Origin of the sequence: Shewanella sp. GD04112 (assembly GCF_029835735.1) — a bacterium.
Taxonomy (GTDB): Bacteria; Pseudomonadota; Gammaproteobacteria; order Enterobacterales; family Shewanellaceae; genus Shewanella.
The window spans coordinates 811,739-835,991 of the sequence record NZ_JAOEAL010000001.1 but is presented as its reverse complement, the minus strand read 5'-3'; the positions used below and the strand labels follow the sequence as shown (position 1 = coordinate 835,991).

General features: G+C 47.5%; 24 protein-coding genes. 11 read left to right on the top strand and 13 right to left on the bottom strand.

The genetic code is table 11. The features are described 5' to 3' along the window. Window positions 1-83: 83 nt before the first annotated feature. Entirely contained in the window at window positions 84-1,391 is a 1,308-nt protein-coding gene (gene tolC / locus N7386_RS03710) for an outer membrane channel protein TolC (protein WP_011623975.1), read from the top strand. Window positions 1,392-1,463: 72 nt separating this feature from the next. Here the strand turns inward: tolC and N7386_RS03705 are convergent, their stop codons facing one another. From N7386_RS03705 to N7386_RS03695, 3 genes are read right to left on the bottom strand one after another with little or no spacing between them, the layout of a single operon-like run. Beyond that, window positions 1,464-2,201 (bottom strand): TIGR04219 family outer membrane beta-barrel protein, encoded by a 738-nt coding sequence (locus tag N7386_RS03705; protein ID WP_279767094.1) that lies wholly within the window; start codon window positions 2,199-2,201, stop codon window positions 1,464-1,466. Window positions 2,202-2,203: 2 nt separating this feature from the next. Continuing rightward, entirely contained in the window at window positions 2,204-3,172 is a 969-nt protein-coding gene (locus N7386_RS03700) for a DUF2333 family protein (RefSeq protein WP_011623977.1), read from the bottom strand. Between the two features lie 11 nt (window positions 3,173-3,183). Further along, on the bottom strand, window positions 3,184-3,666 hold the full coding sequence (locus tag N7386_RS03695) for a copper chaperone PCu(A)C (protein WP_279767093.1): 483 nt from the start codon (window positions 3,664-3,666) through the stop codon (window positions 3,184-3,186). Between the two features lie 34 nt (window positions 3,667-3,700). Between N7386_RS03695 and N7386_RS03690 the strand changes: the two genes are divergently transcribed. Continuing rightward, window positions 3,701-4,438 (top strand): enoyl-CoA hydratase-related protein, encoded by a 738-nt coding sequence (locus tag N7386_RS03690; RefSeq protein WP_088211083.1) that lies wholly within the window; start codon window positions 3,701-3,703, stop codon window positions 4,436-4,438. 139 nt (window positions 4,439-4,577) lie between these two features. On the opposite strand, the gene N7386_RS03685 is transcribed toward N7386_RS03690, so the two are convergent. The 5 genes from N7386_RS03685 to N7386_RS03665 all read right to left on the bottom strand — a co-directional run bounded on the left by N7386_RS03685 (window position 4,578) and on the right by N7386_RS03665 (window position 9,618). Beyond that, the gene (locus N7386_RS03685; RefSeq protein WP_279767092.1) at window positions 4,578-4,778 is read right to left on the bottom strand and encodes a PspC domain-containing protein; all 201 of its coding nucleotides are present in this window, start codon (window positions 4,776-4,778) and stop codon (window positions 4,578-4,580) included. A gap of 145 nt (window positions 4,779-4,923) precedes the next feature. Continuing rightward, window positions 4,924-5,217, bottom strand: coding sequence for a hypothetical protein (locus tag N7386_RS03680; RefSeq protein ID WP_279767091.1), 294 nt, complete (start codon window positions 5,215-5,217; stop codon window positions 4,924-4,926). 208 nt (window positions 5,218-5,425) lie between these two features. After that, window positions 5,426-6,433: a tRNA dihydrouridine(20/20a) synthase DusA gene (gene dusA, locus N7386_RS03675; protein ID WP_279767090.1), complete on the bottom strand. Its 1,008-nt coding sequence runs from the start codon at window positions 6,431-6,433 to the stop codon at window positions 5,426-5,428. A gap of 227 nt (window positions 6,434-6,660) precedes the next feature. Then, window positions 6,661-7,335: a Fe2+-dependent dioxygenase gene (locus tag N7386_RS03670; RefSeq protein WP_279767089.1), complete on the bottom strand. Its 675-nt coding sequence runs from the start codon at window positions 7,333-7,335 to the stop codon at window positions 6,661-6,663. Between the two features lie 75 nt (window positions 7,336-7,410). Next, on the bottom strand, window positions 7,411-9,618 hold the full coding sequence (locus tag N7386_RS03665; protein ID WP_279767087.1) for a TonB-dependent siderophore receptor: 2,208 nt from the start codon (window positions 9,616-9,618) through the stop codon (window positions 7,411-7,413). A 568-nt stretch (window positions 9,619-10,186) separates the two neighbouring features. Here N7386_RS03665 and N7386_RS03660 point away from each other — a divergent pair. Continuing rightward, window positions 10,187-10,651 (top strand): chemotaxis protein CheX, encoded by a 465-nt coding sequence (locus tag N7386_RS03660; RefSeq protein WP_011715879.1) that lies wholly within the window; start codon window positions 10,187-10,189, stop codon window positions 10,649-10,651. A gap of 171 nt (window positions 10,652-10,822) precedes the next feature. Here N7386_RS03660 and alr read toward each other — a convergent pair whose 3' ends face one another. Both alr and dnaB read right to left on the bottom strand, forming a co-directional pair. After that, the gene (gene alr, locus N7386_RS03655; protein ID WP_011715878.1) at window positions 10,823-11,899 is read right to left on the bottom strand and encodes an alanine racemase; all 1,077 of its coding nucleotides are present in this window, start codon (window positions 11,897-11,899) and stop codon (window positions 10,823-10,825) included. Window positions 11,900-11,974: 75 nt separating this feature from the next. Then, entirely contained in the window at window positions 11,975-13,381 is a 1,407-nt protein-coding gene (gene dnaB / locus N7386_RS03650) for a replicative DNA helicase (protein ID WP_088211721.1), read from the bottom strand. Between the two features lie 125 nt (window positions 13,382-13,506). Here dnaB and N7386_RS03645 point away from each other — a divergent pair, with 125 nt between their 5' ends. From N7386_RS03645 to hydF, 8 genes are all read left to right on the top strand, one after another. After that, complete coding sequence (locus N7386_RS03645) at window positions 13,507-15,705, top strand: S46 family peptidase (RefSeq protein ID WP_279767086.1); 2,199 nt, start codon at window positions 13,507-13,509, stop codon at window positions 15,703-15,705. A 636-nt stretch (window positions 15,706-16,341) separates the two neighbouring features. Continuing rightward, on the top strand, window positions 16,342-17,574 hold the full coding sequence (hydA, locus tag N7386_RS03640) for an iron hydrogenase large subunit HydA (protein WP_279767085.1): 1,233 nt from the start codon (window positions 16,342-16,344) through the stop codon (window positions 17,572-17,574). A gap of 12 nt (window positions 17,575-17,586) precedes the next feature. Beyond that, entirely contained in the window at window positions 17,587-17,907 is a 321-nt protein-coding gene (gene hydB / locus N7386_RS03635; protein ID WP_279767084.1) for an iron hydrogenase small subunit HydB, read from the top strand. Between the two features lie 13 nt (window positions 17,908-17,920). After that, window positions 17,921-18,604 carry a cytochrome b/b6 domain-containing protein gene (locus tag N7386_RS03630; RefSeq protein WP_279767083.1) on the top strand — a complete coding sequence of 228 codons (684 nt, stop codon included), beginning with the start codon at window positions 17,921-17,923 and terminating at the stop codon, window positions 18,602-18,604. A gap of 70 nt (window positions 18,605-18,674) precedes the next feature. Beyond that, the gene (hydG, locus tag N7386_RS03625; protein WP_279767082.1) at window positions 18,675-20,114 is read left to right on the top strand and encodes a [FeFe] hydrogenase H-cluster radical SAM maturase HydG; all 1,440 of its coding nucleotides are present in this window, start codon (window positions 18,675-18,677) and stop codon (window positions 20,112-20,114) included. Continuing rightward, window positions 20,115-20,753 (top strand): hypothetical protein, encoded by a 639-nt coding sequence (locus N7386_RS03620; protein ID WP_279767081.1) that lies wholly within the window; start codon window positions 20,115-20,117, stop codon window positions 20,751-20,753. Beyond that, window positions 20,753-21,832, top strand: coding sequence for a [FeFe] hydrogenase H-cluster radical SAM maturase HydE (gene hydE / locus N7386_RS03615; RefSeq protein WP_279767080.1), 1,080 nt, complete (start codon window positions 20,753-20,755; stop codon window positions 21,830-21,832). Before N7386_RS03620 ends, hydE begins: the two co-directional genes overlap by 1 nt. Beyond that, window positions 21,816-23,057: a [FeFe] hydrogenase H-cluster maturation GTPase HydF gene (gene hydF / locus N7386_RS03610; protein WP_279767079.1), complete on the top strand. Its 1,242-nt coding sequence runs from the start codon at window positions 21,816-21,818 to the stop codon at window positions 23,055-23,057. The genes hydE and hydF overlap by 17 nt, the downstream gene beginning before the upstream one ends. Window positions 23,058-23,215: 158 nt before the next feature. Here hydF and rplI read toward each other — a convergent pair whose 3' ends face one another. The 3 genes from rplI to priB are packed head-to-tail and all read right to left on the bottom strand — an operon-like array spanning window position 23,216 to window position 24,249. Then, window positions 23,216-23,668: a 50S ribosomal protein L9 gene (gene rplI, locus N7386_RS03605; protein ID WP_011623996.1), complete on the bottom strand. Its 453-nt coding sequence runs from the start codon at window positions 23,666-23,668 to the stop codon at window positions 23,216-23,218. Between the two features lie 36 nt (window positions 23,669-23,704). Beyond that, complete coding sequence (gene rpsR, locus N7386_RS03600; protein WP_006083042.1) at window positions 23,705-23,932, bottom strand: 30S ribosomal protein S18; 228 nt, start codon at window positions 23,930-23,932, stop codon at window positions 23,705-23,707. Between the two features lie 11 nt (window positions 23,933-23,943). Next, window positions 23,944-24,249, bottom strand: a complete 306-nt coding sequence (gene priB, locus N7386_RS03595) for a primosomal replication protein N (protein ID WP_011073673.1) — start codon at window positions 24,247-24,249, stop codon at window positions 23,944-23,946. Window positions 24,250-24,253: the final 4 nt, after the last annotated feature.

The following is a 24,253-nucleotide window of genomic DNA, read 5'->3' as shown; positions in this document are numbered from 1 at the left end:
AACCGCCTTGGTAAAGGCATTACTTAGTCTAAACGAAGTTACATATTTCTCCTTTTGGAGAATTTGTCTAATAAGGACAGCAAATGAAATTTAAGATCCGTTCTCTATGCGCAGCATTAACTCTCGCGGCTTCCGCTCAAGCGGTTCAAGCAGATGATTTACTGCAAATATATCAACAAGCACTGACGAGCGACCCGCTAGTATTACAAGCACAAGCTCAACGTAATGCCTTGTTTGAAAAGATCGAACAAAACCGTGCACCACTGTTACCGACAATCAGCGCTAACGTGGGTTATGACAAAGCATGGAATGATCCTAAGAGCGATACCAGTGGATTAACCGGTAGCCTAAAGCTGAACCAAGTGATCTATGATCACAGCGCTTGGGTTGGTTTAAGCCTGGCCGAAAAAGCCGCTTCTCAAGCCGATTCAAACTACGCTTCTGCCCTGCAAAATTTGATCACTCGTGTAACTAAAGCCTACTTTGATGTGTTAACGGCGAAAGATAACTACGAGTTCCAAGGCGCAGAGAAACGTGCGATTGAACGTCAACTCGAGCAGACTAAACAACGTTTTGCCGTAGGTTTAACTGCGATTACCGACGTACATGAAGCGCAAGCTCAGTATGACTTAGCCTCGGCCACTGAAATTTTGGCAGAAAACACGTTAGCCAACAGCTACGAAGCCCTGCGTGAAATTACAGGTATCGATCACAAGACCATTAACGTGCTCGACACCAACCGTTTCTCTGCGGTAACACCAGCACCGACATCATCGAGTGAGTGGCTAAAGATTGCTGAAACCAACAGCGTCGATCTGATGACTCAACGCATCGGTAAAGATATCGCCCAAGAGACCATCAGCCTCTACAAAGCGGGCCACATGCCATCTCTTAGCTTAAACGCTGGCTATAACAAAGGGTTAGAGCAAAAAACGGGCGACGTGAATGAGCCTGATTTTGACAATGTGAACGTTGGTGTGAACTTAAGCATTCCTATTTTCGAAGGCTTTAAAGTCACTTCACAGGTCAAAGAAGCGCAATTCCAATACGTGGAAGCAAGCGAGAAGTTAGAGCAAACCTACCGTAGTGTGGTGAAAAACGTTCGTAACAACTACAACAACGTAGGCGCTTCTATTAGCTCAATCCGTGCTTATGAGCAGTCAGTGATTTCATCTGAAAGTGCGTTAAAGGCAACACAAGCGGGCTTCGAAGTTGGTACTCGTACTATTGTTGACGTACTGAACCGTACCCGTGACCTATACGACTCAAAACGTAAATTGTCGGATGCACGCTATAGCTACATCAACTCAATTATTGCGTTGAAACAAGCTGCAGGCACCTTAAATGAAGACGATGTTATCTCTATCAACAACGGTCTAAAGGCCGAATAAGATAGCGATACATCCCATAAAAAAACCGCCTAAATGGCGGTTTTTTTATGACTGATTCATTAGCGTTAACGCTTAGAAATCAATTTCTACACCCGCGAAATAACCGTCAAACTTGGTATCAGCGCTGATGCCAGAGAAGTTATTCACATCAAAGGCAAACTCACGGTAACCAACGCGTACACGGGTATCCACAGCCACGCCGTCAAACTCCCAGCCTAAGCCGATGGCATAGTCATGTACGTTAGACTCGTTTACCCCAAGCATTAAATCCGCAAAACCGAATAAGCCTAGGCCTGGCATGCTCACATGCGTGCTGGCATAACCCATCACAATGCCGCTATCGACGTCTTTCTCTTCAGGATGGCCAGCGTCTTGAACGCGCAGAGAGCCGTTCATCAGCTTGTAGGCGGCACCGAGATCCAAAGACAGAATGTCGTTATCCAGCAACTCGTAATACAGCACAAAATCGGTATTGCTCAGATCGGTATAGCTGGTCACATTGCCAGTAAAATCATGACCATTGAAGGTAAAGTCTGCATTCGTCAGACTGCCCTTCTGATCTAAGCTATTTTCACGAATTTTAAGATTCGGGATAAATGGCAGCGGATGCTCAACCGCAACCCAATAGCTACCTTGTGCCGATGAGCTGTAGTCAAAACCTTGTTGTGGTTGACCTTTGTCGGCAAAAGTACCGCTGGTATCGGCGCGCCAGTAATCACCACCAATTTTGAATCCAACCACAGTAGCCGCTTGGGCTGAAGTGGCCATTAAGCATCCAAATACCGCACTGGCGAGGAGTGTTTTTTTCATAATTAACCTTGAGATAGCAAGTTCGTTAAATCAATCACCGCGGCATTCGCACGGGACACATAGTTAGCCATAACCAATGAATGATTAGCGACTAGACCGAAACCACTGCCATTAAGTACCACAGGGCTCCAAACCGTTTGTTGAGTCGCCTCCAGCTCACGAATGATCTGTTTCAGGCTGACCTCAGCATTCTTCTTTTTCAATACGTCGGCAAAGTCAACTTCGACTGCACGCATAAAATTCAGCAGCGCCCACGAGGCACCACGGCTCTCATAGAACACATCATCAATTTTCCACCAGCTGGTTTTCACCTGATGGCTAGCTAAATTTGGGGTCGATTGGCGCGCAGCATTGTCGCCGGCTAAATCGGTATTTAACCGCTCTTGGCCGACACTGGCTGATAAGCGTTGCGACATACTGCCTAAGCGTTTTTGGACTTCTTTGAGCCACTCGTTAAGGTTGTCGGCACGGGCGTAAAACTGAGCATCTTGATTGTTTGGATCCATCATCCGCGCGCGATATAGCTTGAGCAGCTTAACGCCATCGCGGTATTCGCTCTCGGCGCTGGGCACTAACCAACTGGTATGGTCAATGTTCAGCTTAGCCTGCGCTTCGCTTAGGTCCTTATCCGCAGCAGATTGAGACTGGGAGCGGCTAAACTCTTTACGCATAATCAGTGCTAAATCACGGACTTGCTCTAAAGCGCCGTACTCAAACGCGGGCATGTTATCCATAAAAATCGAAGGGGGCATCACATCGTTCGATAACCAGCCGCCCTGCTTATCCAGCAGTGTTTCAACGGTCAGGATCAGCGACGTAGTGGTTGCATAACCCACGACATTCTTCTCTGTGGCCGTCAGCTGTTGTGGTGTCAGGGTATCGGGTTCAATACTCCACCACACACTGACTAGATAACCAATTAAAACAACAAATAAACCAACTCCGGTGACCTTCTTCCATGTTATTTGCATCAAGTGACTCCTTAATGATGGTGATGATGCTCATGTTCAGCAGCATTCTCGGCCTGCTTAGCAACAGGCAATGTAATCGTTATATTCTCGCCATCGTCAAACGCTAACTGCAGTTTAACTTGCTGATCTAGGGCTAATGGGGCTTTGAGTCCGATGAGCATCACATGCTCTCCAGACGGCGAGAGGGTTAATTTTCCGTGGGAGGGAATATCGAAGCCTTCAACATGGCGCATCTTTACCATGCCTTGTTCTTCGATGATGGTATGTAATTGTGCTTCCTTCGCGACCTCAGTCGTCACTCCGGTGAGGCGAACCGTTTTATCGCTATGGTTCTCCAGCGTAAAGTAAGCGGCGGTATTTGGTACTGTATCAGGCATTGCACGGACATGACCTTCGGTCATCACTACGTTCGCGAAAACAGAAAATGAGGCACAGGATAATGCGACAAAATTAAACATCTGTTTGAATATCGGTTTCAATGTCTTAAACTCCATGTCTACCCAATGTCGTCGTAAAGGAAAACAACCCATGAGTCATATACAGGTTCGGGATGATCAGGGCGTTCGTATTATCAGCTTTAATCGCCCAGATAAACGCAATGCACTTGATCTTAATATGTATAAACAACTGACAGAATACCTGATCGAAGGTGAAGCAGACAACGACATTCGTGCCTTTATGCTCCATGGCGAAGATAATTGTTTCACCTCGGGCAATGATGTTGCTGACTTTTTGAAAAATAGTGACTTAGGTCCAAATCATCCTGCGGTGCGCTTCCTATTTTGCCTGTTGGAACTTAAAAAACCGCTGGTCGCCGCCGTCTCTGGTGCCGCCGTTGGCATAGGCACAACGGTACTGCTTCACTGTGATTTGGTCTATGCCGACAATACGGCTAAATTTCAACTGCCCTTCGTGAATTTGGCCCTAGTGCCCGAGGCTGGCGCAAGCTTACTCTTACCCGAATTGGTGGGTTATCAAAAGGCGGCGGAGCTCTTGCTGCTCGGCGAAAGTTTTGATGCCAATACCGCGCACAGGCTGAATATCATTAACGATGTTATCGCCCAAGAAGAGTTGCTCGGTTATGCCCTAAATCAGGCCAAGAAACTGGCTAATCAGCCACCGCAAGCACTGCAAATCACCCGTCAGTTGATGCGACCACATAAAAACCGCGTGCAACACCAGATGCATCAAGAATTAGAACAATTTAGTGCAAGACTTAAAAGTGATGAAGCGAAAGCCAGATTTCAGGCTTTTCTTAAAAAGTGATACTCACTTAAACAGTGTTCACTATTGGCATGAGGGTCGATGTGCCCTCTTGTTGATAGCATCCCGCTAAAGGCTGTGTCCATAAACGTGCATCAGCTAACCCATTCACGTTCCCAAATTGAGGGAGCAAAAACGTGGGTTAAATCGGTCTTTTCCATTGGTCCACAAGTAAGGCCAGTACAAAGTAAACCAGCAGACTCACACCCGGCATAAACAGAATCGCACCGACCCACACTACACGAGTCCAAAAACAGGACCAACCAAATTGCCACGCCATACCAGAGGCAACACCACAGACTAAACGTTCTGAATTGTCCATTCGCATTTGCGCTCGTTTCATTTTGAACTCCAATTGATGAATAATTTACTTATCGCTGACACTGTGCCACTGAAACCAGCAGATAATTCCTGAAAACAACGCGAGGCTAATCACTGGTAGCAGTAGCAGAGTCATAAGAGGTGCTACAAACCACATAGGCAGCTCCTTACTTGTTTGCGCTGTATTCGCCTGAGGTGACAGACTCACCTTGGTTATCCGCGCTCAGTGTTATCTGGCTATTGAAGTCATAGATACTTTCAGCTAATTGTGTTTGCAGTGATAACACCAGTTCACGCTTAGTGTTAACCAACAACTCCTGCGCTTGGGTGCTCAGCGTTTGCTCAATAGCGCCCACTACATCAGATACAGGTGCCGCTTCGGCGTGTACCGCAACACTCGCCATTAATGCACCGAATAACACACTTGCTTGAACTGATTTTTTAACGTTTGAAGTAAACATGATGTCGTCCCTTTCCGATTGATTAACTTGACATAGGGACTATTACAAAGGGCGTGCCAACTTATCAAAACAAACTTAAGCTACTGATTTAAAATTAATTAATAATTTATTCTAAGCAGAAACGATATAGGCGAGATATTTGAGAAAGGTAAAGTGGTGAAAAATACTACAAGCATTAGTCAATCTCACCACTTTTTAAATCGAATAATTATTGAGCAACCATTTCGCTCTGAATACTTTGATAAGCCTGCTTGACCACCTCAATACTTGCACCGTTTTTATGGGCGTTTTCGCTCAAATAACGACGCCACGCACGGGCACCCGGTAAGCCTTGGAATAAGCCAATCATATGGCGAGTGATATGATTTAAGCGCCCGCCCGCCTGCAAGTGAGCCTCGATATAGGGCAACATGGTCTCAATCACAGCTTCACGGCTCATCACCGCCTTCTGACTGCCACAGAGCAGTTGGTCAACCTGCGCCAGAATATAGGGATTTTGGTAAGCCTCACGTCCCACCATCACACCATCTAAGTGTTGCAAGTGAGTTTTAGCCTGTTCAAGGCTAGTGATACCACCGTTAATGCTGATATTGAGCGTCGGATAATCACGCTTAAGCTGATACACCCTGTCGTAGTCTAAGGGCGGGATCTCGCGATTTTCCTTCGGACTTAAGCCCTGTAACCACGCCTTACGCGCATGGATAATAAATTCACCACAGCCTTTAGCCATAACAGTATCAATAAAGTGAGTCAAAAACTCATAGCTATCCTGTTCGTCAATGCCGATACGTGTTTTTACCGTCACAGGAATATCAACCACTTGCTTCATAGCATCGACACACTCAGCCACCAGCTCAGGTTCGGCCATCAAACAGGCACCAAAGCGACCGTTTTGCACCCGGTCGGAAGGACAGCCCACATTGAGGTTTACTTCATCATAACCGCGCTCGGCGGCAAGTTTGGCGCACCGAGCAAGTTCAGCAGGATTCGAGCCACCCAATTGCAATGCAAGGGGATGTTCTTCTTGGTTATAGGCAAGATAATCACCACGGCCATGCAAAATCGCCCCCGTAGTCACCATCTCGGTATACAGCAAGGCATTGGCCGACATCAAGCGAGCAAAATAACGGTAATGACGATCCGTCCAATCCAACATGGGCGCAATGGAAAAGGTGCGGTCGAGCTGTAGACCATCATTAAGATTATTTTTCAACACGTGACTATCGACTCAAGTAATTAAAATTTGCCAGTAAGTTCAAGCTTAGAGGGATAAAGCGCCTTAATTTAAGCCGCGGATGAGCAATGCAGCGCCAGCGTAAAAATACAAAAACAGTAAACGAGTTAACGTTTACTGTTTTGTTGCCCCTCAAAGCTGGCGGGATTATACCCTAAACCGCCCGCTTTGGGGAGATGAAGCGAGGAGAGAAGCCTAGCTTAGAATCACTACAACTCGCTCCAACGTCTGAGCAAGTTATGGTAAACCCCCGTCAGATTAAACAACTCTTGTTCTGGCGCGGCCTGCGCCGTCAACGCTTGAATCGATTGATCGAGTTGAAATAGCAAGCGGCGCTGCCCCTCATCGCGCACCATACTCTGCAGCCACATAAACGCAGCAGTGCGTTCACCCGAGTTAACAGGAGTAACCTGATGCAGACTTGTCGAGGGATACAACACCAATGAGCCCGCCGCGAGCTTAATGCTTTGCTGGCCATAGGTATCTTGGATCACCAGCTCACCACCTTGATAAGTGTCTGGTTCACTTAAAAATAAGGTGGCTGACAGATCGGTGCGCACCATGCCTTCGCTGGTCGAGCGAATCGCATTATCGATATGATAGCCAAAGGTTTCGCCACCTTGATAACGATTAAACAAGGGAGGATAAAACTGTAATGGCAGCGCCGCGGACACAAATAAAGGGTGGGCCAATAAGCGCGCCATGATCAGCTCACCGATTTGCAGTGCGACAGGGTCATCTTTATCTAACTGCTGATTACGTTTACGGGTGCTCGCCATTACGCCCGAGGTCTGGTTGCCATCAATCCAAGTGCGGGCATCGAGCTCTTCCCTTAGCTGATTGACTTCTTCTTTAGAAAAAACATTCGGAATTTCAATAAGCATTTCAACATCCTATTGGAATAGTATAAACATCAATGGCAGCCCTAGGGCTGCCATTCAGATCTCGATTAATACGGCTTAGAAGTGCATGTCCGCACTTAACATCACTAAGCGACCAGGGGCCATATTAGCAAAGTGCGCGGTGTACGCCTTATCGTAATAACGCTCATCCGTTAGATTCTGCACGTTCAGGCGTAAGGTCAAGAATTCACTCATTTTATAGGATGAGGTAAAATCAAAACGCCAGTAGGATGGAATCGATAACGTGTTAGCCGTATTACCATAAACTTTACCCATGTAGTACGCGCCCGTACCGACAGTAAAATCCTCAGTCACATCGTAAGTCGTGAATAAACTTAAGCTATTTTTAGCGGTATTGGGGAAGCGGTTACCATTTTGCGCTTGGTTATAGCCATTGCTTTCTAGCGTTGCATCCAAGTAAGTGTAACCACCAAAACCGTGCCAATGCTCAGTAAAGTCACCGGAGAAGCCGAGTTCGAAACCTTTCACCTTTTGCTCGCCAACGTTTTCCTGCGGCGAGTTACGATCGCCAGAGGTCGCGACCCGAGCGTTGTTTTTCTCGATTTGGAATACCGAACCATTCAGAGATAAACGTCCAGCAAAGAAGTCCCACTTAGTGCCTAACTCATAGCTTTCAGTATCTTCTGGCTCTAAATCGGCGTTAGTACTGCCGAGACGATCCGCGCCATCACCATTTGAGGTCCCCGGAGGGTTAGAAGATGTAGCCCAAGCCGCATAAATACTGCCGTTTTCGGAAGGCTTATAAAGTACCGATAATTGATAGTTAAAGAAGTCGGTATCGTTACTGAATTCAGAAGTCGAATTCTCAGCACTGGTGCTGTAATCATCCCAACGGATCCCGGCGTTCACCATCCACGCTTCGGTTAACTCAATGGTGTTAAAGGCATAAAGCGATCGAGTATCGGTTTCTGTAACTGTCGCATCGGTGCCGAGGGTGATAGTGCCAACCCAAGGATCGTGCGGATTTGGATTATCCAGCAGCGTACAGTTGTAGTTATCTAGCATCGCCTGATTACAACCCGCGTTGCGGCCATTGCCCGTATCGACGGTGTAACTCAAATTGCTGGTACGTTCGTTACTGAGTTCAGTACCAACGGCAAAACGGTTAGTCATTCCCGCAAGTTTTGCTTCACCCGAGAGTTGCAATTGAGTCGCTAGGGTCTTAGTAACCGAATGGCGCGACTTAGTGTTTCGCCAAACATAACCATTAGCCACGTTACCCGTGGTATCGTCAGGGTTAGTCACAATATAGTAATTGCTGTTACGGCTATAGATGGAGGTCGAAGTGAACTGCATGTCGTTGTTAAAATCATGGCTGATCAACACTGACGCCGTATCATCCATAGTGTCGCGAAAATCCCGCGACAACAAACCGTAGAAGTTATCAGGGTCGACATCCGCAGGTTGACCCGTTGCCTGATCGTAGGGAATACCATAATCAGGAATATCATGATTTTCAAAGTGATAATATTCGAGCGTGACTTTGGTTGGCGTCGTTAAACCAAAGGTCACCGAAGGCGCTACACCCCAACGATTACCCGTGACTTCATCGCGCCCCGGGGTGTCTGCATCGTGGGCCATCATGTTGATACGGACCGCAGCCTCATCGGTAATCACATGGTTAACATCAACACTGGCGCGTTTTAGCGAATCCGTTCCGACGGCAACATCGGCATTAATAAAGTCTTCGGATTGGGCTTTTTTGGTCACAATATTGATGCTACCGCCAACGGCGCCACGACCGTTATACACAGAGCTTGGGCCTTTCAGAACTTCGATTTGTTCAATGTTAAAGGTTTCGCGGCTTTGTGAGCCCACATTACGCATACCATTGATAAAGGTTGAAGATTGAGCATCGTAACCACGGATAAAGGGTCTATCACCGTAAGGGTTGCCGCCCTCACCTGTCCCTAGTGTGATACCGGGTGTTGCACGCAGTGCATCGGTAAAACTCTGGGCGCCCATATCCTTGATTAAATCTTGATTGATAACGGTAACGGTTTTAGCGGTATTGAGCAGATCTTCGGTAAATTTACCCGATTGCACTTTACGGGTGTTGTAACCTAAGTACTCACCGTTCACTTCAATATGTTCAACTTTCTTATCAACGACTTGTGGCTGTGGCTGTGGCTGTGGCTCCGTCGCCATAGCGGGAGCGGCTGAAACCGCCATTCCAATCGTTAACGAACCTAAAACATGGGCACCGAGCGTAACTCGGCCATTGCGGCGTTTTGCAAATTTCATCAAAAGCATTCCTGTTGCGGAGTAAACTCTGTAACAGATGTCCCCCATCTGTTAATCGCCGCTAATATATGCAAAACATAAATTGCAATCAATAATTATTATCATTTACATTACAATTTAATCTTAGTCACAATTTGAAACTGAAATGCGCGCTAGGTCTTACTGGCGGTTGAATAAGTAAGATCTCCATACCGAAATAAAACTAACACCATGAAAATTAATGAAATTAAACTTATATGACGGTAAAAATCGAGAATATTCTCAGGAACTACCCATGTTTATTTAGGTGAAATTGGCTGATCCACAGGGAGTAAGCAAACTTGGGCTGACAAAATCGCGTATCGATAATCGGAGCTAAAAATATCGAAAATGCGGCTCTTGAGTGATGTGGTTTTAAGCTGTTTCGAGGATAAATAACAATAAAATCGTGAAATTAACCTCACATTTCCATTTGTGTCATCTAAGCTGATAGAGTGTGATTAAGATTGCTGTGGTTCAGCGACTTTTCGTCTAACCTTAATGACATGGTGACCATAAGGCTTAAGTTCATAAGAGGAAACACTGAAGCATGAACGTCAATTTTATTAACCCTTTTCTGCAATCCCTGCTCAATGTCATTTCGACGATGGCAAGCATGGATCTCACTCCGGGCAAGCCCCAAATTAAAACCGACAACTTAGCCAAGGGTGATGTGTCCGGGTTAATTGGTATGGTTGGGCCACAGACTAAAGGGTCGTTATCTATTACCTTTGAACAAAAACTGGTACTGCAGATCATGCAAAATATGCTTGGGGAAAACCCAGGTAAGATAAATGAAGAAGTGACAGATTTGGTAGGTGAAATCACCAACATGGTCACAGGAGGAGCAAAAAATCTTTTAGGGCAAAAGGGTTACGAGTTTGAAATGGCAACTCCTATGGTGGTCTCGGGTAAAGGGCATACCATTTCCCATAAAGCGAATGGCACTAAAATTATCATGCCCTTCAGTAGCCCATACGGCACTGCCTTTATTGAAATCTGTTTTGAAAATTAATCCGTTACCACTGACTCCCCTTTAGCCTTCCTTTCACGTCGCTCTGCAAGCTTGATTATTGCCTCAAAGGTGCAATAACCAAGTGCAGAACGGCTGACAATTCTCTCAATCATCCGCTTTCAGGGCATAAAAAACGGCGCAAAGCGCCGTTTTGGTATTCACTCCAATGGCTTATGCAAGGCAAACTGCCACCCTTGGGGTGAGTTTAGTCACTAATTCATAGGCGATGGTGCCAATATGCTCGGCGACTTCCTCAACCGGTAAGGCTGCGCCCCAGAGCAATGCTTCATCGCCCACAAGGTCCGTCGCATCAGCACCTAAATCAACGGTTAGCATATCCATAGATACACGACCAACGATCGGTACTCGGCGACCATTAACCCACACGGGCGTGCCTTCTGGCGCATTACGCGGATAACCATCACCATAACCAATCGCCACGACACCAAGGCGAGTATCTTGTTTCGCCGTCCAATAACAACCATAGCCAACAGGTTGTCCGGCCTTGTGATCGCGCACCGCAATCAAACGCGAGACTAAATTCATCGCCGGGATCAGACCATGATTGGCGCCGCAATCCCCCGTGACCGGAGACACACCATAGAGCGCGATCCCTGGGCGGATCCAGTCCCCTTGGCTCTTGGGCCAATAGAGGGCGCCCGCAGAATTGGCTAAGGTTCTAAACCCAGGTAAATCTGCGGTTAACTGATTAAAGGTTTGCATTTGCACTTGGGTGTAATGATTTTCAGGCTCATCGGCACAAGCAAAGTGAGTCATTAAATGGATGGGCTTGGCGACATTGTCACAGGCCATCAAACGCGCATACACCTGCGTAAATTGCTCAGGGGTTACACCTAACCGATGCATGCCAGAATCCACTTTCAACCATACTGTGACAGGTTTTGAGAGCGTCGCCTGCTCTAACATTTCGATTTGCGACTCGTGGTGCACCACAGTATCGATATCGTGGGCCACCAACAAAGGTAAATCCGTGCTGCGAAAGAAGCCTTCAAGCAATAACAAGCGCGCCTTCACGCCACCAGCGCGCAGCTCTAAGGCCTCTTCTAAACGGGCTAAACCAAAGCCATCAGCCGTATGTAAACAATTGGCGACATTTAATAATCCATGACCATAACCATTGGCTTTCACCACCGCCATTACTTGGCTGCGACTCGCCTGTTGACGCAAGACGGCGAGATTGTTCTGCAGTGCACTACTGCTAATTTCTGCTCGGGGAAAAGGTTTCAAAATTTGCCTTGTCTATTTGGAAAGTCAGGAAATAAAAAGAATACATAAGCAGTGCTTAGCTTCTAACACCAGCAATTAATCTTCTTCAAACTGCGGGCCAGCGTAGTTATCAAAACGGGAAAACTGGCCTTGGAAAGTCAAGCGCACACGTCCAATGGGGCCGTTACGCTGCTTACCGATAATGATTTCCGCGGTGCCCTTATCGGGAGAATCGTTGTTATACACCTCATCACGGTAAATAAACATGATGAGGTCCGCATCCTGCTCAATAGAACCCGATTCACGTAAGTCCGAGTTCACTGGGCGCTTATCGGCACGTTGTTCGAGCGAGCGGTTAAGCTGAGAAAGTGCAATCACGGGGATCTCTAACTCTTTAGCCAATGCCTTGAGAGAGCGAGAGATTTCAGCAATTTCTAGGGTACGGTTGTCCGATAACGCCGGTACTTGCATCAGCTGCAAGTAGTCGACCATGATCATCGACAACCCACCATATTCACGGGCAATACGACGGGCACGACTGCGCACTTCGGTCGGCGTTAAGCCTGAACCGTCGTCGATATACATCTTGCCCTGCTCGAGCATAATCCCCATGGTCGAGGATACCCGCGCCCAATCCTCATCATCGAGTTGTCCGGTACGGATTTTAGTTTGATCGACGCGGCCCAAGGAGGCCAACATACGCATCATGATCTGTTCCGAGGGCATCTCAAGACTGAAAATCAGCACTGGCTTGTCTTCATTCATCGCCGCCTGTTCGCACAAGTTCATCGCGAAGGTGGTTTTACCCATAGAAGGACGCGCCGCGACGATGATCAAGTCGCCGGATTGGAAGCCCGCTGTCATGCGGTCGAGATCGCTAAAGCCGCTCGACACCCCAGTCACACCGTTGTGTGGATTGTTGTAGAGCTGCTCAATCTTATCGACGGTTTTTTCGAGAATGGTTTTAATGCCTTCAGGACCTTCGTTGGCATTGGTGCGCTGCTCGGCAATCTTAAAGACTTTACTCTCGGCCAAATCGAGCAAGGCGCTGGAATCACGCCCTTCGGGATTGTAACCCGCATCGGCAATCTCATGGGCGACACGGATCATCTCACGCACCACGGCGCGCTCACGCACGATCTCGGCGTAGGAAACAATGTTACCCGCGCTCGGAGTGTTTTTGGCAATCTCGCCTAAATAGGCAAAGCCGCCCGCTTCTTCAAGCTGGTTTTCAACTTCAAGCTGTTCAGAAACCGTAATTAAGTCGATGGGTTGACCACTTTCGACTAAACGGTGCATGGCCGCAAAAATCATTCGGTGCGAGCGGGAATAAAAATCCTCTTTCACCACAGTCTCGGCCACTTTATCCCAAGCGTCGGCGTCTAACATTAGGCCACCTAAGACCGATTGTTCAGCCTCTATCGAATGCGGCGGCAGCTTTAAGCTATCGACCTGCACATCTGTCGGCTTATTCTTAGGTTTAAACGCACCTTGTTGTGACATTAACACTCCCGATTTCCAACAACTTAACAAAATATGATATAAAACCCGCGTCAAGCAAACAGGCCATTTACATTCGCCTGTTACCTCATTCCAACGGACACTCTAACTAAAAATAAGGAAAGAACATGCGTATTGCATTGGTTGCAGCCTTAGTACTGACCTCTGGCGTAGCAACAGCCGATGAAGGACAATGGCAACCTTACCAAATGCCTTCAATTGCAGACAAACTCAGCGCGCGCGGAATCGATATTCCCGCCGACAAATTAGCCGATCTCACCAGTTATCCTATGAATGCCGTTGTCGGGCTGGGCTATTGTACCGCCAGTTTTGTCTCGCCCCAAGGGCTAGTTGTGACAAACCATCATTGTGCCTACAAGGCGATACAATATAACACTAAGAAAGAACATAACTATCTCGAACAGGGCTTTTTAGCCACCTCGATGGATAAAGAACCGTCTGCAGGTCCAAACGAGCGTTTATACATCACTGAAGCTGTGACCAATGTCACCAGCGATGTCACCAAAGACCTAAGTCAAGATCCGCTCAAACGCTACGAAGACATTGAAAACCACAGCAAAGCCTTGATCAAAAGCTGTGAGGCCGATGATAACTACCGCTGTAACGTTCGCAGCTTCCACAATGGTTTGGAATATTACCTCATCAAGCAATTGATGATCCGCGATGTACGCTTAGTGTACGCGCCACCTGAAAGCGTTGGCGCTTACGGCGGTGATATCGATAACTACGAGTATCCACGCCACTCGGGCGATTTTGCCTTCCTGCGCGCCTATGTAGGTAAAGATGGCAAGCCCGCGGCCTACAGCGAAGATAACATTCCTTACATGCCAAAGAGTTACCTGAAAGTGAACGCCGATGGAGTGAAAGCGGGCGACGGCGTGTTTGTGGCGGGTTATCCAGGCACAACTAGTCGTTATAACCTCACCAGCGAGCTTAAATTTGCTAGCGACTGGCTGTATCCCACTCAGGCAAAACGCTATCAATTACAGATTGATACTATCGAAGCCATGGGTCAGGAAGATGCCGATATCGCCATTAAATATGCGGGCAATATGGCGTCTATGGCGAACCGGATGAAAAAACTCAACGGTCTGCTGGCTGGCTTTAAAGCCACGGATATCGTCGGCATTAAACAGCAACGCGAAGATGATTTTCTTGCTTGGTTAAAGAAAAACCCAACTCTTAATCAAAACCTTATTAGCGAGCTAGAAGTTTTATTGGCCGAGCAGCAACTGCAGACCCAAACCAATTATTACTTCACCAACGCCCAATCGAGCACACTGCTCACTGCGGCCAATAGCCTCTATCGCTTAGCCAAGGAAAAGCAAAAGAGCGATGCCGAGCGTGAAATCGGTTACCAAGAGCGTGACCTTGCCATGTTCAGCTCGCGCCTGAAGCGTATCGACTCCAGCTTTGACGTTAAAGTTGATAAAACCCTGTGGTTACAGGATTTAAATGCCTACTTGTCGCAGCCTAATCGCGTTGCTGCTTTAGACAATATGCTGAATCTGGACGATAAAAACGTCAGCCTAGAAGCAAAACTCGATGGCTTGTATTCGCTAACGACGCTAACCGAGCAAGCGCAACGTCTGGCGTGGATGGACGCCGATGCGAAGGCCTTTGAAACCAGCAGCGATCCTTTTATCCGCCTCGCTGTCGCGTTGTACGACACCAATATGGCGCAAGAAAAGGCAGAAAAAATTCTAGCGGGTAAACTGTCTACCGCTCGCCCTGCCTATATGGCCACCGTTATCGACTACTACAAAGCCAACAACTGGCCTGTGTATCCCGATGCAAACGGTACCCTACGTATCAGCTACGGAATGGTCGATGGTTATCAATCCCGTGATGCCCTCTACAAACAGCCATTTACTCGCCTCGATGGCATAGTCGCTAAGCACACCGGGGTTGAACCGTATAACGCACCGAAAAAACTGCTCGATGCGATTCATGAGCAGCGTTTTGGCGATCACTTAGTGAAATCTGTCTACCAAGATCCACGCGGCTGGATTTGCCGTCTGTTCTCTTGCTTAGACAAGCCAGAAGAGTTTAACTCTGTGCCAGTTAACTTCCTGTCGAGCGTAGATACCACAGGCGGTAACTCGGGCTCGCCAGTCTTTAACGGTAAAGGCGAACTCGTCGGTCTTAACTTCGATTCCACCTATGAAGCCATTACCAAGGACTGGTTCTTCAACCCTACCATCACCCGTGCCGTGCACGTGGATATTCGATATATCCTGTGGATGATGGATGAAGTCGACCATGCTGATAATTTAATTAAAGAACTCGAGTTAGTGAGAAATTAATATTAAGTTAATATTCAGCATTAATGGATAATAAAATTCGCCAATATTAACTCAATTAATTTAACCGATATAAATTAAGCATATTTAAAAACCGTTCAAAGAATAATCTTTGGACGGTTTTTTATTTTAAGCAATTTACTAATTTGTGATCTATTACATTTTCCATTCGTCATAATAGTTCATCAACCATCTTAATTAGCATTATTTAAACCAATAGAGATCATGGACAATTTGTCCAAGCACAAAATCGAAACGAGTGATAACACCCTCATAATGCAATAAATCACACCGCAAGCCTTTAAAATACAACAAACAGTGTTAGGCAACTAAGGCAAACGCTACAACACACTGTATATAAAGAACAAACTTAAAAACACCAGATAAAGCACAAACGGAAAATCCTATTTTTATTTCTAAAAAATTATCAAAAATGACTAATAAAACCATTAAAAACACCTGTTTTATCAAAAACAATAAAACTTGATCGCTCTCAAGTTTTTTCCAGAATCAATTTCCTATTATCCAGCCGTCTAAAACTTACCAATACGCTTTTGCCCGAGGCATAAGCTGCTAAATAAATACATTAAATAACACTGAAAATATAATTCAGGTTGAAAATGAGGAACGCGAAATCCTATGAAAGCGACAACTTATCAACCGGGAGAAATCCAAGGGCTGATCAAGATAAATGCATCCAAATGTAAAGGATGTGATGCTTGTAAACAGTTCTGCCCAACCCATGCCATTAATGGCGCCTCGGGTGCAGTGCACTCTATTGATGAAGATAAATGCTTAAGCTGCGGCCAATGTTTAATTAACTGCCCCTTTAGCGCCATTGAAGAAACCCACAGCGCCCTTGAAACCGTCATTAAAAAGCTCGCCGATAAAAATACTACCGTCGTCGGCATTATCGCCCCTGCCGTGCGGGTAGCAATTGGTGAAGAATTCGGTTTAGGCACGGGCGAACTCGTGACGGGTAAGCTCTATGGTGCGATGAATCAAGCAGGCTTTAAGATTTTCGACTGTAACTTTGCCGCCGATCTCACCATCATGGAAGAAGGCAGTGAGTTTATTCATCGCCTCCATGCCAATGTCAAAGGTGAAGAAAATGCAGGGGCGCTACCGCAGTTCACCTCCTGCTGCCCAGGTTGGGTGCGTTACCTCGAAACCCGCTATCCAGCGCTATTACCTAACCTGTCCACCGCTAAATCTCCCCAACAAATGGCTGGAACGGTCGCCAAAACCTACGGTGCTAAGGTGTATCAAATGCAGCCAGAGAATATTTTCACTGTCTCTGTGATGCCTTGTACCTCGAAAAAACTTGAAGCCTCACGCCCCGAATTTAACTCGGCTTGGCAATACCATCAGGAACATGGTGCTAACACGCCTTCGTACCAAGATATTGATGCCGTGCTGACCACCCGAGAAATGGCTCAATTGCTAAAACTGCTCGATATCGACCTCGCTAATACCCCCGAATATCAAGGCGATAGCTTGTTCTCTGAATACACTGGCGCGGGCACTATCTTTGGTACCACAGGTGGTGTGATGGAAGCGGCATTACGTACCGCCCATAAAGTGCTCACTGGCACTGAAATGGCCAAGTTGGAATTTGAACCCGTACGCGGGCTAAAAGGCGTCAAATCGGCTTCCGTCAGCCTGTTTGATACTCAGCTCAACCAGAATGTGACGGTCAATGTCGCAGTAGTACACGACATGGGCAATAACATCGAACCCGTGCTGCGCGACGTAATGGCTGGCACCTCGCCCTATCACTTCATCGAAGTGATGAACTGCGCTGGCGGCTGCGTCAACGGTGGAGGCCAACCTATTGAAGGTAAAGGCTCTTCTTGGCTTGGTAACATTTAACGGAGAACTGCTATGAGCAAGAAAAAACACCTATTTGCTGAGGACAGTTTCTTTCTGTCACGCCGTAAGTTTATGGCCGTAGGCGCTGCCTTTGTCGCCGCCTTAGCCATTCCTATTGGTTGGTTTAGCAGCAAGCTTGAGCGCCGCAATGAGTACATAAAGGCCAGAAGCCAAGGGTTATATAAGGACGACAGCCTAGCGAAAAAACGTGTTAGCCACGCCAACCCTGCGGTAGAGAAATACTACAAAGAATTCGGTGGCGAGCCATTAGGACATATGTCCCATGAGCTACTGCACACCCATTTTGTCGACCGCACCAAATTAAGCTCTTGATTGGAGATGAAAAATGCATCAAGAACATGATATGAGACCCATTTTAAAACATCCGTTAAACATCAGGATCTTCCACTACATTCTGCTACTGAGCTTTTTGCCGTTAGCCGCGACGGGTTTGTTATTGTTTTTTAAACCGCTTTCCCAGGAAGGCATGCAGCTAACCTATGATGTGCACATCATTGCGGGGATTGTTATGGCCCTCGATGCCGTGGCATTTACCATCATGGCATTCGACCGAGTGGTGTTATTTATCGCCCGCGTGTTCAGCTTCTCCGGACGCGACGTGAAATGGTTTATGGTGTTAGGCGGTTACCCACAAAAATTCTTACTGGGTAAAAAAGTGCCTATCCCTCCGATGAACAAGTACAACTCTGGCCAGAAGCTATTTGGTGCCTGTGTACTGATTGGCGGCACAGTGCTTATCCTCTCAGGTTTAGTGCTGTGGCTTATCCCTCACGCCGCACCACGGGATACAGTGTGGTTTTTAGGTCAAGCCCATTTGGTCTCAGGCCTAGTGTTAACCGCTTTCTTACCCGTGCATTTATTCCTCGCGGTGTACCGCTTCGATGACTTCAAAGCCATGATGATCCACGGCAATGTGCCCTACCATGATGCCGCCGAGTACACCCCGCTATGGGTCAAAAATGAAATTGCCCCCGTCGCCACGAACGGCGAACAACTGACCAGCAAATAGCTAAGTCTCCTGCGGCAGTTGCTCAACAACTGCCGAATTTCTGTATTCATATTCAAGGGCATAGATAACCATGAGCACACACGAGCATCATTCCATTACCGTCTCTGACTATAATCCCAACGTCAGCTTTATTGACGATCAGGCAATTTGGCAGGCCATCGAAGAGGCCAGCAATCCGAGTCGCGACCAAGTCCTCGCCATTCTCGACAAAGCGCGCCAATGCGAAGGCTTAAGCATTCGTGAAACCGCTCTCCTGCTACAAAATCAAGATAAAACGCTGGATGAAGCACTCTTTGCCGTCGCCCGTGAGATTAAAAACACCATCTACGGCAATCGTATAGTGATGTTTGCACCGCTCTATGTGTCCAACCACTGTGCCAACAGTTGTAGTTACTGCGGCTTTAACGCCGATAACCATGAGCTGAAACGCAAGACCTTAAAACAGGATGAGATCCACCAAGAGGTCACCATCCTCGAAGAAATGGGCCACAAACGGATCTTGGCCGTTTATGGCGAGCATCCACGCAACAATGTGCAAGCCATTGTTGAAAGTATTCAAACCATGTACAGCGTTAAGCAGGGCAAGGGCGGCGAAATTCGCCGTATCAACGTCAACTGTGCGCCAATGAGTGTGGAGGACTTTAAACAGCTAAAAACGGCGGCGATAGGCACTTACCAATGCTTCCAAGAAACCTATCATCAAGACACCTACAGTAAAATGCACCTAAAAGGTAAAAAAACCGACTTCTTATACCGCCTCTACGCCATGCACAGGGCGATGGAAGCGGGAATCGATGATGTCGGTATCGGCGCGCTCTTTGGCCTGTATGACCATAGATTTGAGCTGCTCGCCATGCTCACCCATGTTCAACAACTCGAAAAAAACTGTGGCGTTGGCCCACATACCATTTCCTTTCCGCGGATAGAACCCGCCCATGGCTCAGCCCTCAGTGAAAAGCCCCCCTATGAGGTTGATGACGAATGCTTTAAGCGTATCGTTGCCATCACTCGCCTAGCCGTACCTTATACCGGGCTGATTATGAGTACGCGGGAGAGTGCAGCCCTACGTAAAGAATTGTTAGAGCTTGGCGTTTCACAGATCAGTGCAGGCTCATGCACCGCACCGGGTGGCTATCAAGACAGTAAACAAAATCAACACGATGCCGAACAATTTAGCCTTGGCGATCATCGCGCCATGGATGAGATCATCTATGAATTAGTTACGGATTCGAATGCCATCCCCTCCTTCTGTACGGGCTGTTACCGTAAAGGGCGCACTGGCGACCACTTTATGGGATTAGCCAAACAACAGTTTATTGGCAAATTCTGCCAACCCAATGCCTTGATCACCTTTAGGGAATATCTGAACGACTACGCCAGCGATAAAACCCGTGAAGCAGGTAACGCCCTGATAGAGCGAGAACTCGCCAAAATGAGTCCATCACGGGAACGTAATGTACGTGGTTGTTTGCAAAAAACCGATGCGGGTGAACGGGATATCTATCTGTAAATGGCATCTTATTTATTTTCTGAGCCCGGCGTACAGTTGCATTTTGGCCTTAACACTAGCGCCTTACTGAATGCGATAGAGCGCGCTGATGTAATCGTGTTACACGCGGCGATTTACAGCAACTTTGCTAATAATGCGGTGGGCCAATTACTTTTACAGCGCTTACAAAGCGCAAGCTTCAAGCAACTCACCCTGATTAAACTTGAGCCCACTGGTCCTTGGCGGGATGAGTTTGCCACTATCCTACGCCCCGAAATGCCGCTGCGGGAAGTGGAGCGACTCTATGAAAGCTCCCGCCACTGGTGCGCCGAGCTAAAGAGACAGTTTCCTGAGACAGTCAATTTAGTGTCGACCCAAGCGCTGCCACTGCAACCTATATTGCTGATTGGCGACAGACTCTTTGTCGGTCACTATGCCCATAGCCATACCACTTCGGCTCAGGGGCTTTGGATAGAGTTTGATGCTATTGCTTTAGGCCTTGCGCCAAACAGCTTAATCGATTGGTTTTATTCCGGCGTCACCGCAGAGCAAGACTCGCCGGAGGCAATAACCCTTGGCCGTTACGTGGAAGAATGTCGCCGCGCCGTGGGCGATCTCTGGTATCAAAGTGTGATTGCGCTGGATAAGGAGCGTCACTGATGCATGCCTGTCATATCCCAATCATTCAGCAAACACCTTCCTGCACGCAACCAAGTTTGCTCAAACCTATAGCACTCAGTTATGCGCAAATCCTTGAGCTGCTCCAAGGGCAGGACGATGAATGGCTGTTTAGCCGCGCGCAGCTCGCTACAGAGCTCGAATTTCAGCAACAGGTGTATTTACGCGGCATTGTTGAATTCTCGAATTATTGTCGTAACCACTGCCATTACTGTGGACTGCGTAGCGAGAATCGACAGGTAAAGCGTTATCGGCTCTCGAACGAAGAAATCCTCAGCGCGGTGAATAACATAGCCGCACTCGGCCTCGGCACTGTGGTACTGCAATCGGGGGATGATTTTAGCTACAGTTGCAAGCGCATCAGCGCCCTTATTAGTGAAATTAAGCAGCGCCATAACCTAGCAATCACCCTCTCCTTAGGTGATCGCAAACATCATGAGTTGGAAAACTGGCGTGAGGCGGGCGCCGATCGTTATTTACTCAAGATGGAAACCTTCGACCGCGCACTCTTTGCTCGCTGTCGCCCTAAAGCCCATTTCGATGAACGAATTGCAAGACTTGCGCACCTTAAGTCACTCGGCTTTCAGACAGGTTCCGGCATCATCATCGATTTACCTGGGATGACTGACGCTATCTTAGCCCGCGATATTCAATGCTTAACTGAGCTGCAGCTCGATATGCTGGCCTGCGGCCCTTTTATCGCCCATGCGCAAACTCCATTTGCCACATCGCTCAATGGCAGCGCCCTTAAGAGTCATCGAGTGAGCGCGATTTTGCGACTGATGAATCCTGGGGCAAATATCCCCGCGACCAGCTCTCTCGATGCCCTCGAAAAAGGCACTCGGGAACTGGCACTCAAGCGAGGCTGCAATGTGATTATGCCCTCCTTCACACCAACACAGGTGAGTGGTGACTACAGCATTTATCCGGGAAAAAACCAGCAACAACATCCGGCTGCGGAGCGACTTAACCATGTCTGCCAGCTAATTCAAAGCCATGGGCTAATCCCCTCCTTAAACCGCGGTGATTCGAAAAGGACTCAATATGTGTCAAGGCATTAATCCACAAGAGCATTCCCAAAACCAATCGGCACCACGGGGCATGCGTTACCATATCGCCTTAGTCGGTCGACGCAATGCGGGTAAGTCATCCCTGCTCAATATGATCGCAGGACAACAAATCTCCATTGTGTCCGATATTAAAGGCACGACCACAGATGCCGTAGCAAAGGCCTATGAGTTGCAGCCTTTGGGGCCTGTGACCTTTTACGACACGGCTGGGATCGATGATGACGGAGAATTAGGTGCCATGCGGGTGAAGGCAACTCGTAAAGTGTTGTTCCGCTCCGATATGGCACTCTTGGTGGTGGACGAACAAGGGCTTTATCCATCGGATATCGCCTTAGCGAACGAAATACAGCAGATGCGAATGCCGATACTGGTGGTATTCAATAAAGCCGATATCTGCATGCCTAAAGCTGAAAATATTGCCTTCTGCCAACAGCAATCCTTGCCCTTTATTGTGGTCTCAGCCACCACAGGCCTTGCGGCCAAGACACTTAAGCAGCAGATTATCGATTTAGCACCCGCGGAATATAAACAAGACCCTCAGCTAGCGGGCGACCTCTATCAAGCGGGGGACGTTATTCTCTGCGTCGTACCAATCGATATGGCGGCACCTAAAGGACGCTTGATCCTGCCGCAGGTACAGATCCTTAGGGAAGCATTGGATCGCAGCGCGATCGCTATGGTGGTGAAAGAAACGGAACTAGAAAAGTCATTATCCGTCGTCACCCCCAAACTAGTTGTCTCCGATGCACAGGCGATTAAGCAAGTCGCCGCCATAGTGCCAGCATCGATTCCACTCACGACTTTCTCAACTCTGTTTGCGCGCTTTAAAGGGGATTTAACCACCCTTGCCGCAGGCGCGGAGGCGTTAGATAAATTGCAAGATGGCGATAAAGTGCTCATCGCCGAAGCCTGCAGCCACAGTGTACAGGAAGATGATATCGGCCGAGTCAAACTCCCCCGCTGGATAAATAGCTACACGGGTAAACAACTCGAATTTATCGTGACGTCCGGCCACGACTTTCCCGATGATTTAGAGCAATATGCGCTCGTCATCCACTGCGGTGCCTGTATGTTTAACCGCAATGAAATGCTTCGCCGCATCCACGAATGCCAACGTCGTTGCGTGCCTATCACTAACTACGGGGTCGCGATTTCAAAGCTACAGGGCGTGCTGCCACGGGTGCTCGCGCCTTTTAACAGCAGTCCGCAGCAATAACATATTGAGCCTTAGTGCCAGGCTTAGCTGCAATAAAGTCGCTAAGCCTGTTTATTCTTGATACGTGACAAACAACCACTTGCCCAGCAATACGAGCTAAATCGCGCCCATAAAAAAACACCGCCGAAGCGGTGTTTTTCATTTAAAGCAGTTGGTAATTAAGCTTCTGCAACAACAGATACTTTAACAACAGCTTTAACTTCAGTGTGTAACTGAACTTCAACTTCGAAGTCGCCAGTAGTACGCAGAGCGCCTAATGGTAAACGAACTTCAGCTTTAGCCAGTTCAACACCAGCAGCAGTTACTGCATCAGCGATGTCACGAGTGCCAACTGAACCAAACAGTTTGCCTTCATCACCAGCTTTAGAAGCGATAACAACAGCTTCCAGAGCAGCGATTTTTTCAGCGCGTTGGTTAGCAGCAGCCAGATCAGCAGCTAATTTAGCTTCTAATTCAGCGCGACGAGCTTCAAATACTTTAACGTTGCTTTCGTTAGCAACAACAGCTTTACCTTGTGGCAGCAGGTAGTTACGAGCGTAACCAGCTTTAACTGCAACTTGGTCACCCAGGTTACCCAGGTTAGCGATTTTATCAAGCAGAATAACGTTCATTATCAAATCCTCTATATTCGATTAGGAATACTGCAATTACTGATGTAAATCAGTGTATGGCAGTAGAGAAAGATAACGAGCACGCTTGATTGCGCGAGCTAGTTGACGCTGATATTTAGCACTAGTACCAGTGATACGGCTTGGAACGATCTTGCCGCTTTCAGTGATGTAGTTCTTTAAAGTAACGATATCTTTGTAATCAATTTCTGCAACACCTTCAGCGGTGAAACGGCAGAACTTGCGACGACGGAAATAACGTGCCATTTGACAGTCTCCTAAGTTTTCAATTCGACATTTTCGGCATGGATGACTAAGCGATTTTGGCCATTGCGCCCCTGTTGAAGCGTCATAAAACCTTGAACTTGTACTTCCACACCTGCTTTCAGATTGTCTGCCACGCTTTCAAAGCGTGGGCCACTCAATATCACTTGTATTTGTACGTAGACGTTGCGGAGCATATCTGCTTCATAACGCTGCGATTTGTGTTCTAGCATTATCACACTGTGTGCGATGCCTGCCGGGCTTTTAAAGCGTCTGGAACGGGTTATGGTTCCTGACAACACCAAGTTATTGGTGGTCACAGAT

Coding starts and splice junctions, on each gene's coding strand:
- rplI (WP_011623996.1), bottom strand. CDS start 23,668: ATGAACGTTATTCTGCTTGATAAAATCGCTAACCTGGGTAACCTGGGT.
- tolC (WP_011623975.1), top strand. CDS start 84: ATGAAATTTAAGATCCGTTCTCTATGCGCAGCATTAACTCTCGCGGCT.
- N7386_RS03660 (WP_011715879.1), top strand. CDS start 10,187: ATGAACGTCAATTTTATTAACCCTTTTCTGCAATCCCTGCTCAATGTC.
- N7386_RS03670 (WP_279767089.1), bottom strand. CDS start 7,335: ATGCTTATTGAAATTCCGAATGTTTTTTCTAAAGAAGAAGTCAATCAG.
- N7386_RS03685 (WP_279767092.1), bottom strand. CDS start 4,778: ATGAAACGAGCGCAAATGCGAATGGACAATTCAGAACGTTTAGTCTGT.
- hydF (WP_279767079.1), top strand. CDS start 21,816: ATGTGTCAAGGCATTAATCCACAAGAGCATTCCCAAAACCAATCGGCA.
- hydB (WP_279767084.1), top strand. CDS start 17,587: ATGAGCAAGAAAAAACACCTATTTGCTGAGGACAGTTTCTTTCTGTCA.
- N7386_RS03620 (WP_279767081.1), top strand. CDS start 20,115: ATGGCATCTTATTTATTTTCTGAGCCCGGCGTACAGTTGCATTTTGGC.
- N7386_RS03705 (WP_279767094.1), bottom strand. CDS start 2,201: ATGAAAAAAACACTCCTCGCCAGTGCGGTATTTGGATGCTTAATGGCC.
- N7386_RS03680 (WP_279767091.1), bottom strand. CDS start 5,217: ATGTTTACTTCAAACGTTAAAAAATCAGTTCAAGCAAGTGTGTTATTC.
- rpsR (WP_006083042.1), bottom strand. CDS start 23,932: ATGGCACGTTATTTCCGTCGTCGCAAGTTCTGCCGTTTCACCGCTGAA.
- N7386_RS03630 (WP_279767083.1), top strand. CDS start 17,921: ATGCATCAAGAACATGATATGAGACCCATTTTAAAACATCCGTTAAAC.
- N7386_RS03695 (WP_279767093.1), bottom strand. CDS start 3,666: ATGGAGTTTAAGACATTGAAACCGATATTCAAACAGATGTTTAATTTT.
- dnaB (WP_088211721.1), bottom strand. CDS start 13,381: ATGTCACAACAAGGTGCGTTTAAACCTAAGAATAAGCCGACAGATGTG.
- N7386_RS03665 (WP_279767087.1), bottom strand. CDS start 9,618: ATGAAATTTGCAAAACGCCGCAATGGCCGAGTTACGCTCGGTGCCCAT.
- N7386_RS03690 (WP_088211083.1), top strand. CDS start 3,701: ATGAGTCATATACAGGTTCGGGATGATCAGGGCGTTCGTATTATCAGC.
- hydG (WP_279767082.1), top strand. CDS start 18,675: ATGAGCACACACGAGCATCATTCCATTACCGTCTCTGACTATAATCCC.
- hydE (WP_279767080.1), top strand. CDS start 20,753: ATGCATGCCTGTCATATCCCAATCATTCAGCAAACACCTTCCTGCACG.
- N7386_RS03645 (WP_279767086.1), top strand. CDS start 13,507: ATGCGTATTGCATTGGTTGCAGCCTTAGTACTGACCTCTGGCGTAGCA.
- N7386_RS03700 (WP_011623977.1), bottom strand. CDS start 3,172: ATGCAAATAACATGGAAGAAGGTCACCGGAGTTGGTTTATTTGTTGTT.
- hydA (WP_279767085.1), top strand. CDS start 16,342: ATGAAAGCGACAACTTATCAACCGGGAGAAATCCAAGGGCTGATCAAG.